The 11,545-nt window shown below is 39.8% G+C and carries 11 protein-coding genes and 2 pseudogenes; 8 read left to right on the top strand and 5 right to left on the bottom strand.

All coding sequences use genetic code 11. The features are described from left to right. Positions 1-20 precede the first annotated feature (20 nt). Complete coding sequence (gene mnmE / locus AN486_RS05945; RefSeq protein WP_190384305.1) at positions 21-1,415, top strand: tRNA uridine-5-carboxymethylaminomethyl(34) synthesis GTPase MnmE; 1,395 nt, start codon at positions 21-23, stop codon at positions 1,413-1,415. A 172-nt stretch (positions 1,416-1,587) separates the two neighbouring features. Here mnmE and AN486_RS05940 read toward each other — a convergent pair whose 3' ends face one another. The 4 genes from AN486_RS05940 to AN486_RS05925 form a co-directional block, all read right to left on the bottom strand. Next, on the bottom strand, positions 1,588-1,884 hold the full coding sequence (locus tag AN486_RS05940) for a DUF2288 domain-containing protein (protein ID WP_053538985.1): 297 nt from the start codon (positions 1,882-1,884) through the stop codon (positions 1,588-1,590). 255 nt (positions 1,885-2,139) lie between these two features. Continuing rightward, the gene (locus AN486_RS05935) at positions 2,140-2,778 is read right to left on the bottom strand and encodes a 1-acyl-sn-glycerol-3-phosphate acyltransferase (RefSeq protein ID WP_039202124.1); all 639 of its coding nucleotides are present in this window, start codon (positions 2,776-2,778) and stop codon (positions 2,140-2,142) included. Between the two features lie 101 nt (positions 2,779-2,879). Continuing rightward, positions 2,880-3,800, bottom strand: coding sequence for a phosphate ABC transporter substrate-binding protein (locus AN486_RS05930; protein WP_290599601.1), 921 nt, complete (start codon positions 3,798-3,800; stop codon positions 2,880-2,882). 10 nt (positions 3,801-3,810) lie between these two features. Then, positions 3,811-4,524: a PspA/IM30 family protein gene (locus AN486_RS05925; protein ID WP_053538987.1), complete on the bottom strand. Its 714-nt coding sequence runs from the start codon at positions 4,522-4,524 to the stop codon at positions 3,811-3,813. Between the two features lie 458 nt (positions 4,525-4,982). On the opposite strand from AN486_RS05925, the gene AN486_RS05920 reads away from it, so the two are divergent. The 3 genes from AN486_RS05920 to AN486_RS05910 all read left to right on the top strand — a co-directional run bounded on the left by AN486_RS05920 (position 4,983) and on the right by AN486_RS05910 (position 7,172). Continuing rightward, on the top strand, positions 4,983-5,486 hold the full coding sequence (locus tag AN486_RS05920) for a hypothetical protein (RefSeq protein WP_168636048.1): 504 nt from the start codon (positions 4,983-4,985) through the stop codon (positions 5,484-5,486). Positions 5,487-5,561: 75 nt separating this feature from the next. Beyond that, positions 5,562-5,954, top strand: a complete 393-nt coding sequence (locus AN486_RS05915) for a DUF2358 domain-containing protein (protein ID WP_168636047.1) — start codon at positions 5,562-5,564, stop codon at positions 5,952-5,954. Positions 5,955-5,996: 42 nt separating this feature from the next. Next, complete coding sequence (locus AN486_RS05910) at positions 5,997-7,172, top strand: TRC40/GET3/ArsA family transport-energizing ATPase (RefSeq protein ID WP_053538990.1); 1,176 nt, start codon at positions 5,997-5,999, stop codon at positions 7,170-7,172. A gap of 507 nt (positions 7,173-7,679) precedes the next feature. On the opposite strand, the gene AN486_RS05905 is transcribed toward AN486_RS05910, so the two are convergent. Further along, a complete protein-coding gene (locus tag AN486_RS05905) occupies positions 7,680-8,108 on the bottom strand; it encodes a hypothetical protein (RefSeq protein ID WP_053538991.1) in 429 nt (142 codons plus the stop codon). Between the two features lie 422 nt (positions 8,109-8,530). Between AN486_RS05905 and AN486_RS05900 the strand changes: the two are divergent. The 4 genes and pseudogenes from AN486_RS05900 to AN486_RS05885 form a co-directional block, all read left to right on the top strand. Beyond that, a pseudogene (locus AN486_RS05900) lies at positions 8,531-9,061 on the top strand (DUF5942 domain-containing protein); the annotation flags it as partial. A gap of 250 nt (positions 9,062-9,311) precedes the next feature. Then, positions 9,312-9,539, top strand: coding sequence for a hypothetical protein (locus AN486_RS05895; protein WP_039199568.1), 228 nt, complete (start codon positions 9,312-9,314; stop codon positions 9,537-9,539). Positions 9,540-9,663: 124 nt separating this feature from the next. Beyond that, positions 9,664-11,040, top strand: coding sequence for an aminopeptidase P family protein (locus AN486_RS05890; protein ID WP_290599594.1), 1,377 nt, complete (start codon positions 9,664-9,666; stop codon positions 11,038-11,040). Between the two features lie 188 nt (positions 11,041-11,228). After that, positions 11,229-11,545: pseudogene (locus tag AN486_RS05885) on the top strand (IS4 family transposase); the annotation flags it as partial.

The following is an 11,545-nucleotide window of genomic DNA, read 5'->3' as shown; positions in this document are numbered from 1 at the left end:
AATTTGTAGAAAAACTGTTCATGTCGGAATTATTAGCTAACACTGGAACTATTGCGGCGATCGCTACTGCTGTTGTCCCTCAACAGGGTAGCGTGGGTATTGTCCGGGTTTCCGGTGATCTGGCAATGGCGATCGCTCACAATCTATTTTACGCCCCAGGGCGACAAGTTTGGTCAAGTCATCAGATTCTTTATGGTTATATTCGTCAACCCCAAACTAAGCAAATTATTGATGAGGCTTTATTATTAATAATGAAAGCCCCCCGTTCTTTTACCCGTGAAGATGTGGTAGAATTCCATTGTCATGGGGGAATTATGGCGGTACAACAAGTATTACAACTATGTTTGGAAAATGGCGCAAGATTAGCTCAACCGGGAGAATTTACATTAAGAGCGTTTTTAAATGGTAGATTAGACTTAACCCAAGCGGAAAGTATCGCCGATTTGGTGGGAGCAAAATCACCTCAAGCTGCTCAAACGGCTCTAGCTGGATTACAAGGTAAATTAGCCCAACCTATCCGCAAATTACGGGCTAATTGTTTAGATATTTTGGCAGAAATCGAAGCCAGAATTGATTTTGAGGAGGATTTACCACCTTTAGATCAGCAGAGAATTATTGCAGATATTGAGCAAGTGACAGCGGAAATTAGCAAATTATTAGCCACAAAAGACAAAGGTGAATTATTACGAACTGGTTTAAAAGTGGCGATAGTTGGGCGACCAAACGTGGGAAAATCGAGTTTATTAAATGCTTGGAGTCAGAGCGATCGCGCTATTGTCACCGACTTACCAGGAACAACCCGCGATGTGATAGAATCACAGTTAGTTGTGGGCGGCATTCCTGTCCAAGTGCTAGATACAGCCGGGATTCGGGAAACAGCAGATCAAGTTGAAAAAATCGGTGTAGAGCGATCGCATCGTGCCGCTAATGACGCTGATTTGGTATTATTTACCATAGATGCAGCCGCAGGTTGGACACCCGCAGATCAAGAAATTTATGAACAAGTAAAACACCGCCCGGTAATTTTAGTCATTAATAAAATTGACCTAATTTCAACAGCAGAACAAGAAACTTTACAATCTAAAATCCAAAATCCAAAATCCAAAATCGTCACAGCCGCAGCCATAAATCAAGGAATTGATAATTTAGAAACAGCGATTTTAGAAACAGTTCAACAAGGAAAAGTTCAAGCCGCTGATCTAGATTTAGCAATTAATCAACGACAAGCAGCAGCTTTAACAAAAGCGAAGATTGACTTAGCACAAGTGCAAATGACAATCACCGATAAATTACCCTTAGATTTTTGGACAATTGACTTAAGAGGAGCAATTCAAGCATTAGGAGAAATCACCGGAGAAGAAGTTACAGAATCAGTTTTAGATCGGATTTTCAGCCGTTTCTGTATTGGTAAATAGGATAATTGGCGTTGCTGATTAAGAGGATGAATTTTAGTCTCACGCAAAGGCGCAAAGACGCACTGAGGTTTGAGTTTTAAAGGTTCAATTTGGGAATTTCATACCTCAATTCAGCAACCCCGGATAATTTATTGTTAGCAGTTCCCGAATAAAATCTCAAAATGACTGTATTTTAGACAGTGGCTATTTCTTTGATGATGACATAAGGTTCAACAATCAGAGCATTAAATCGCTTCTCACGGTTGAGATTCCATTCTCCCACCTGATCTATTGTCGGTTTGGCTAATAATTGTTCATCTATCCAATGTTGCACTGAAAGAATATTATCACTAGCGATCGCTTCTCCCACATCTAATAAATCCAAATTCTCCGCTACCAAAATCACCGCATCTTTTTGGACATGGGGAATTAACCACTCCCATTCGGCTTCATCAAGATTTTGCTGTAATTTTTCCCGTAACTCCGACATAATTCCCCACTTTTTTAGTTATTATTTTGATTTTACAATATAAAATTATTCATAAGCTTTGAATTATAGAGAAACTAATAATTGTCAGAATCAGGATTTACAAGATTAAAGGATTTACAGGATTGCTATTTGATGGTTTATAGATGAGACTCATCTTACTTCATCCTCATCATAAATAAATAACCAATAATTAAACAATCACATCCTGCAAATCCTCAAATCCTGGACATCCTGATTCTGACAATCTAATAAATTTTACCTGCCCAAATCGTGCATTTCATTAATTGCCTTCGCACACATTTGAGTAACTCTTTCCAACTCTTCCTTATTAGTAGAACTGGGAGCATCAATTAACTGACCAATTCTAATAGTCAAAGGTACAGAACGGGGTAGAGAAGAACCCGGTTGTAAAATCTGCTCACTTCCCCATAAACTTACCGGTAAAAAAGGAGCTTTGGCCTTAGCTGCGAGGAGGGCTGCACCTCTTTTCGGGTCATGAATGCGACCATCATTCGTGCGTGTACCTTCTAAAAACACACCCACAGCCCAACCATTTGCTAAATACTCTAAAGCAGAACGAATTGCATTGCGGTCAGCACTGCCACGACTGACAGGATACGCGCCGTATAATTTAATTGCTTGTGCTAAAACAGGAACTTTAAATAATTCTTCCTTAGCCATGTACGCGACGGGACGACGGACACAACTAGAAACTATGGGAGGGTCAAAATAACTAGCATGATTACTAACGACTATGACAGCACCAGATTGGGGGACATTTTCTGCGCCATAAATCTTGCCCCGAAAGTATGCGTGTAATACGGGACTAACCACCGACCACTTAAAGGCGTGATACAGTGCCAAACTAATTAAGGGTTCACGAGTTCTAGTCACAGAAGATAGTATAAATAAAATAGAATACAAAAGTCAGAATTCAGGAGTCAGAACTCATTTTAACCGCTAACTCCTAAATCTAACTGCTTATTTTTCCTAGATTAGTTGCCTAATGTTAAAGCCTGTTGTCCTTGAGGTGAAGTAGCATAACCTAAAAATGCTTGCACTCCAGCACTAGCAGGGTCTTTATAGACATAATACAGCGATCGCTTATAGGGATAACTAGCCGCCTCTGGAGTCAAGCCTTCAATAGCCACGACTCGCGCGGTTTGCTGATTAGCAACTTGAGCAAAAGTCGCATAGCCGATACCATCTGTTTTCAAAGCTTGAACTAAGGGAGTGGTCGCATCTTGGGGTAAGGTCGTAATGTTGGGTGTAGTCCCGAAATTAGCTCCTTTTAAGACTAATTCTTTAAAAGTTTGATGTGTGCCACTAATGGCTGGACGATTAATGACGCGGATAGTCGCAGATAGACCACCCACTGCTGACCAATTATTAATTTTTCCCTGAAATATATCTGCAATTTGACTACTGGTTAATCCTCTATTAAAGGGATTTGCCTTACCGACTATCAGAGCGATCGCATCTTGTGTTATGGTGACAGACTTCAATTCCTGACCTTGCTCCTGTGCTGTCAAAGGTCTAGAAGCCGCCGCAATATCCACTTTACCAGCCAATAGATCCTGAATTCCCTTATCAGTCCCATTCCCCACAGCCTCTACCTTCGTACCAGGAAACTGTTTCTCAAACCCCTTCCTGAGATTTTGGTTAATTGTCACCATACTCGTAGAACCGTCTATCTTTACAGTCGTACCACTGGCTACTGTCGTTGGTAACGGGAAAGCCGCAGAAGTGGGAGTAGTGGGAGTAGTTGTCTCACCAGCAGGGGAATTACTTTCTGGCTGCGTAGCTGTCGGATTTGGGGCAGGATTACGCATAAAAAACCACCAGTAACCACCACCCAAAAGCCCTGAAAATAGCAAAATAAACACAATAGGAGGTGGACCGCTTCTCTGACTCATAAATTCCTAATTATTCTGGTAATTGTTTAGATTGGGAATCTTGTAATCTTTGCAAACGACGAGCAACTTCGTCATCTAATGTCATACTTTCAATCTCAGCTTGCATTTTTTCGGCAGGATTTTCCGATAATTCCGCCAAAGCTTCCGTCTGTAAATTTCGACGTTCCACAGCCCCCTTAGCCTTTTCAAAATCACTCTTAGCAGAGCCAATATCAAACTCATTATTGACCTTAGCAATCATCGCCAGAGCTTCATTCACCTCTGACATATCCTTCATATTTTGCATATCCGCTTTGTAGCTTTCTAACTTCATGCGCTCACGGTTCAGCTTATCCTTAGAAGCCTTGACCGCCGTTTCCGCCTGTTTCACCATTTCCGCTAGTTTAGGCAAGATTTGCTCCGTTTGAATCGCCTTACTCATAGCCATTCGCGCACCTTCTTCATTACCACCTTTTTGAGCAACCATAGCTTGCTGCTCTAAGGTATTAAATTCTTTAATTTTTGCCTCATATTTATTCTTGGCAGTTTTATAAGCCCCTTCCTGAGCCGCAACCGCAACCGCCAATTTCTGAACAGCTTCCTGCATTGACTGAAGAGACTCTTCAGCAACTGCCACAGCCACCTTACCACCAGACTCTACAGGCATTCCCCATAACCAGTTCCAAGTTCCAACTATGGTTCTTCCTGCCCTTTCACCCATTATCCAGTAGACAGCTTTTTTCATAACCGAAAGTTATTTTAGTGAGAGTGGTTATGGTAATATTTTTACTCTAATATAGGCATACATAGCAATTGTTTGTCAATTTCTTTAAGTATATCTAGGAATCCTCAATGATTTCTGAGCAATATTTAAGTAGCGTAGGGTAGTCAATATCTACCAAAATCCGTCTAAAGTAGGCAAAAACCAAATATAGCGGTATGTACTTAAATGAAATACATCATAAGTCCCCTCCTTGCTTGCGGGGAGGGGGTTGGGGTTCTTGTATTTCACTCAGCTAAGAACTGCTATATATACATCCGGTTTGATGCAAAATATCCGTAGGGTGTGTTAGCGGTAGCTTAACGCACCAAATTCTTGAGCAGGGAAAGATGATCAAATATCTCTAACTTGTGAATAAATAACAAACAACAACAAGAGAAAAAATGCACAAAAAATACTCGATTAATTTTTAAGGAATGCTGATGATGACACTTGCACAAATTCAAAATCAAATCAAAAGCCAAGCCGCTAAAATCGCTGAACAGCAACAAGAATTATTGGACGCTCAAAAAGAATTATCTTTACTTTTAGAGAAGAAAAAAATTATGGAAGAACTAGCCAATGAAAAACTGAAAGAAGCAGCACAGCTATTAAGAGAAGCCCAAACTGATTTAGAGTGTACAACTGAGGAGATTTTAGAAATTACTAAATCAAAAATGATTAGCCCTGAATTAGAAGATCAACTTGATTTAGAACAAAATGGCAAAAATAGTTTAATTGTGGGAACTTTAGGATCTTTAGAATCCGTCGAAATTGATCTAGGTAAATCCGAACTTAGCCTACAAGAAGGTAAACAAGAATTAGTCAATGCCTTAACTGAAAAGATAGATGAGTTTGAATTTGCTTTATCCTGTTTACCTGTAGAAGAAAGAGATTGTGCTAGAGTTAAGCTACAAACTGTAATTGGTAATTTTGTAAATCAGTGATGAAGAGTTCACCGAGTCAGAATCAATCAGTCTGACTTCTTCTTTCTTTCTCCTAACTCCTACTTTTCTTAATTTATGAATATTATTGAAACCCTCAAAGCTGATTATGCTAGATTTCCTGAAAATCAAACTTACAGCATTTATGCCGACAATGTTTATTTTCAAGATGCTGTTTTCAAGTTTCGGGGAATTGAACTTTATAAATGGATGATTAAATTCATTCAAACTTTTTTCTTCAATCTGAAACTAGATTTACATAACATCCAATCTCAGTCAGAAATTATTAAAACTGAATGGACAATGAGTTGGAATTCCCCATTACCCTGGAAACCCTATATTTCTGTTTCTGGCTGGAGTGAATTACGTCTGAATGCCGAGGGTTTAATTGTTTCCCATATTGATTATTGGCACTGTTCTCGCTTAGATGTAATTAAGCAACATTTCATTTCTGGGAAAAAACCATCATAATGTAAATAAATGTAAATAAAATCCAGGCATAAGGAATAATTGATGCGAGTAATTTTAATGACAGGGAAAGGTGGCGTGGGTAAAACCTCCGTTGCCGCAGCCACTGGACTCCGTTGTGCGGAACTCGGCTATCGGACATTAGTTTTAAGTACAGACCCCGCCCATTCCCTTGCAGATAGCTTTGACGTAGAATTAGGACATGATGCCCGTCTCGTTCGTCCTAACTTGTGGGGGGCAGAATTAGATGCCCTGCAAGAATTAGAAGGTAATTGGGGGGCTGTGAAACGCTACATTACCCAAGTTTTACAAGCCAGAGGTTTGGACGGCATACAAGCGCAAGAGTTAGCAATCTTACCGGGTATGGACGAAATTTTCGGACTGGTGAGAATGAAACGTCATTATGATGACGGAGAATATGATGTTTTAATTATTGACTCTGCCCCTACTGGTACAGCATTACGGCTGTTAAGCTTGCCTGAAGTTGGCGGTTGGTATATGCGTCGTTTCTACAAACCGTTTCAAAATATTTCCGTTGCCCTCAGACCACTGGTAGAACCTTTTTTCAAACCTATTGCTGGTTTTTCTTTACCAGATAAGGAGGTAATGGACGCACCCTATGAGTTTTATGAGCAGATTGAAGCTTTGGAAAAGGTCTTAACTGACAATACTCAAACTTCTGTGCGTCTAGTCACCAATCCCGAAAAGATGGTAATTAAAGAATCTCTTCGCGCTCATGCCTATTTGAGTTTGTATAATGTAGCGACAGATTTAGTAATTGCTAACCGGATTATTCCTCAAGAGGTTACAGATCCATTTTTCCAACGCTGGAAGGAAAATCAAGAACAATACCGTCAAGAAATTCATGATAATTTCTTACCTTTGCCAGTGAAAGAAGTACCTCTATACTCTGAAGAATTGTGTGGTTTGGCAGCTTTGGAAAGATTGAAAGAAACTCTCTACAAAGATGAAGATCCAACTCAAGTTTATTATAAAGAAACTACTCTCAGAGTTGTCCAAGAGAATAACCAATACAGCTTAGAACTCTATTTACCGAATATTCCCAAAAGCCAAGTGCAATTAAGTAAAACTGGAGATGAGTTAAATATTACTATTGGCAATCATCGCCGTAATTTAGTATTACCTCAAGCTTTAGCTGCACTGCAACCAGCAGGAGCAAAAATGGAAGATGATTATCTGAAAATTCGCTTCGCTGAATAGAAACTGGGGCGGGGAAACCCAGCCCATACTTAGAGGGTGTTTGAAAAGTTTTTAATGTATAAACAAACCCCTCTGGTAAACCTCTCCAGTATTAAATGTTATTCCTTTTCCCTCTCCTCTTAGGAGCTACGGTGTACACACAAGTTATCGAATCACCATTATTCCTCAAATTACCCCACCCTAACCCTCCCCTTGTAAAGGGGAGGGAACTAATTTTTCCGGTTTCCCCCCAAAGCATCGGGGGGATTAATGGGGGTAATTTAACTTGTGTGTACATGATAGCCTCTTAGGAGAGGGTTAGGTAGAGGTGCGGGGAGATGCTTTGAAACCCCCATTCCCTCGTAGGGAAGCAAGCAGTTCATCTTTTCTGTGGAGTTCTCTTAGGGACTTCCAATTAAAAAAATACCCAAAAATTTCTTGTGGTGCGGGACGAATTGCCTGCTAATCATCAAGGACAGGCAGGATGCCCATCCCACAAAATTGGGTAATTTATTTTTTGGTGTTCCCTTAGGTTATTTCTATCTGTAAATTCTTCAATGTCCTTTGCAAAAATTTACCCCATTCTGCTGCTAGGGGAACTTCTGTAAACGGGACACGAATTGATTTAGGAGTAGTTAATAAAAACTCTAATTCGATTTTGCGACCTTTTTGGGGAGGATTTTCTATATCTACTACATGATCATTCACTAAAAAGCGGATTTCTTGAACGTCCAATAAGGAAAAAGTTTCTAATTCAATGGGTCCTTTTGTGGTTGGTTTTCCCCAAGTGATATCATTACCTTTTTGAGCTAATACTGCATAAATATCATACTTTGCCCGTTCAAATTGTTCTGCCCAAATTTGATAAGCTTGAAGTTTCTTAAATTCCTGTGAACCTTGCCAAGCTAACCAGAAAAATGCAACTAACAAAGGCAACCAAAAAAGACCACGTTCCATAATAATTCGTAATGCCTCTTTGAGAGGAGCGTCGTTAATTTCATGAGAAAACAGGTAAGAAGATAGAATTTTTTCTAAAATCCACCAAATACTATTTTACAATATAGCAATTTAACTATTTTGTAGACAAATAACCATCTTGATAATTATTCTCTATTCCCTGTTACCTACTATATGAGTTATGGTAGTGAGCAAACTGACAAGAAGCGGTGATGAAAAAACTTATATTATTGTGCTTGTTTGTGATTGGACTGGCTGCTGCTATATTTGGGTTTCTGAATTTTCAGGGACTAGCAACCAAAGGTGAGTTTGAGACAATTTTGCTGGATTTTCGGGAAGATGTGGTAGAAAGTGTGATTGAGAAGGACTTACAAGCGATCGCTAGGCAATATCATGTTACCCCCCAATTGGATAATAAATATTCAGGCTATCTAAATCCTGGCTTTTGGATAGATGGCGGAGCGATCGCTTTAGTCCCTAAAATATTCATGGTAGTAGGCTCTTACCTCCTGGCTTGGTTTTTACGAACCTACTTCCCCTTCGCCTGGAGTTGGTCTCTATCTAGCGGCTTAATTTTCGGCAGTTCTGGTTTATTCTTCCTCAAAGGATTTTATATCTTTGATCTTCCCCAATGGCCTTTCCGAATTTTAGGTAGTTCCATTCCCGAATTAGGCAACACCTTACAGGGAACAGACGCACTAAATCCACTTTTTGCCAGCGTCCTAATTCCCTTTGTGTTAATAGCCTTATTTTTAGGACATCCTAGTTGGAAATGGTTTGCTATTGGTGCAACTTTAGGAATAACAGCTTTCCTCACAGTTAGCGCTATTTATGATCCAGCCGTTTGGGGTTTAGGAAATAGTAACCTCGCCCGAATCTTCCTCCTCGTCAATGCTTTACTTTGCTACGGACTAGCCCGGTTAGCATTGAAAAAAGACGGACAAACTACTTAATTAGGTAATTGGTAATTGGTAATTGGCAATTGGGAAAAAAGTTTTATCTCTTGCCTCTTATCTCTTAGGGAACACCAAAAAATAAATTACCCAATTTTGTGGGATGGGCATCCTGCCCGTCCTTGATGATTAGCGGGCAAGATGACCGCACCACGAGAAATTTTTGGGTATTTTTTTAATTGGAAGTCCCTTATCTCTTGCCCCTTGCCTCTTGCCTCTTGCCCCTTGCCCCTTGCCTAACAACTAACAAATGACTATTACAACCACTGGTACTATCGAACGTCGAAATATTGGACTTGGTGCTTGGGCTTTCGTAACCGAAGATGGTGTTACCTACGAAATCCCCAAAAGTTCCGATAAAACCTTACTAAAAGCCGGACAAAAAGCCAAAATTACCGGAAAAGTCCGAGAAGACTTAATGACAGCAGCAATGATTGGTTCCGTTTTAGAAATTCATTCCTTTGAAGTAATCACATAATTTAGTGTTGCTGATAGCCTGCGTGGCGTAGCCATATTGAGGTATGAAATTCCCAAATTGAACCTTTAAAACTCTTACCTTTGCGTCTTTGCGCCTTTGCGTGAGACTAAAATCTAATTCTCCTATGTACACAAACCTCCCAGAAATTCTCCGTCACCGTCGCCAAAAACTCGCAGAAATCATAGACTTACCCGCCGTTCTCTGGTCAGGTAGTAGCAGTCCCCGCAACTTCCCCGCCAATACCTTCCCCCACCGCGCCAATAGCCATTTCCTTTATTTCGCCGGAATTCCTCTCCAAAATGCCGCCATTCGCCTAGAAAGTGGCAACCTACAACTATTTATAGATGACCCCCACCCCAGTAGCGCCCTCTGGCATGGAGAAACCCCAAATCGTGAAGAAATTGCCGCCAAAATAGGCGCAGATGAAGCCAAAACAATGGCAGAATTAGCAAATTACTTAGAAGACGTGGCGACCTTGCCAGTACAAGATGCAACTACTTGGACACAGCAAACCCAACTTTTAGATAGATTCATTTTACCAAAAACTCAACTGGAAGGCATTGATTTAGAACTAGCGAAAGCCATTGTTTCTCTGCGGCTTACCCATGATGCAGCAGCATTGATAGAATTACGTAAAGCAGCGGTCGTGAGTGTAACAGCACACAAGGCAGGAATGGCAGCAACATCTTCAGCTAAACAAGAATCAGAAGTCCGCGCCGCAATGGAAGCAGTAATTATGGCTGAGAACATGACCACTGCTTACACCAGCATCGTTACAGTTCATGGTGAAGTTTTACACAATAATCATTATTACCACTCTCTGCAACCAGGAGATTTACTTTTAGCCGACGTGGGTGCGGAAACCCAGACAGGTTGGGCGGCTGATATTACCCGCACCTGGCCTGTTTCTGGTAAGTTTTCATCAACCCAAAAAGACATTTATGATATTGTTTTAGCTGCCCATGATGCTTGTATTCAAAACATCGCCCCTGGTGTAGAATATGCAGAAATTCATCTGTTAGCAGCCACTATAATTGCTGAAGGTTTAGTAGATTTAGGAATTTTGCAAGGTAAACCAGAAGATTTGGTAAAAATGGATCTTCATGCTTTATTTTTTCCTCACGGAATTGGACATCTTTTAGGTTTAGATGTTCATGATATGGAAGATTTGGGAGACATTGCCGGTTATGATCAGGGCAGAAGCAGAAGTAGCCGTTTTGGTTTAAGTTATTTACGATTAAATCGTCCCTTACGTCCAGGAATGTTAGTAACAATTGAACCAGGATTTTATCAAGTTTCGGCAATTTTAAATGATCCAAAAACTCGTTCTCAATATCAATATTTAGTCAATTGGGAACGTTTAGAACAGTTTGCAGATGTGCGAGGCATTCGCATTGAAGATGATGTCTTAGTTACAGAATCAGGGAGTGAAGTTTTAACCGCTGCATTACCAACTGAAACTAGTGCGATCGAAGATTTATTAAATGCCAATTTTGCGTAGGTTGGGTTGACGCAAGGAAACCCAACATGAGATCATATAATTAAGAGTTGTAATTCATTAATTCACATTTTCAATACTTTTAAAATCATGAAGAAAAACCCAGAAGTGTTGAATGTTAGGAAAAGATTAAAAAAAAGTACCATAATTTGATACAATCTAAAAAAATCCAGATAAAGAATTATCAAATTATGCGCTTAAAGAATTTTCCAGAAGTGGTCAAAACAATATTGAAACCATTGCCCAAAAAAGATTATCCAGTTCTGGACACATTTTCATTTGTATCAGTGTGGTTACAGTATGTCATGGATAAAAGTATAGTGAGTATGAGAGATTTATTTCAAAGACTAAATAATCAAGGGATAGATTTAAAAATATCAAATTTTTCCAAGGCAAGTAAAAAGAGAGATACTCAAGTATTTTTGGAGATAATAACTGAATTAAACAATCAACTGAGAAAGAAAAAAGGAAAGGAAGAAACCCAAGCATTATTTCCTATAGATTCAAC

Origin of the sequence: Anabaena sp. AL93 (assembly GCF_001672085.1) — a bacterium.
GTDB classification, from domain to species: domain Bacteria; phylum Cyanobacteriota; class Cyanobacteriia; order Cyanobacteriales; family Nostocaceae; genus Dolichospermum; species Dolichospermum heterosporum.
The sequence above is the reverse complement of the archived record's forward strand: the minus strand, read 5'-3'. Positions and strand labels throughout refer to the sequence as shown.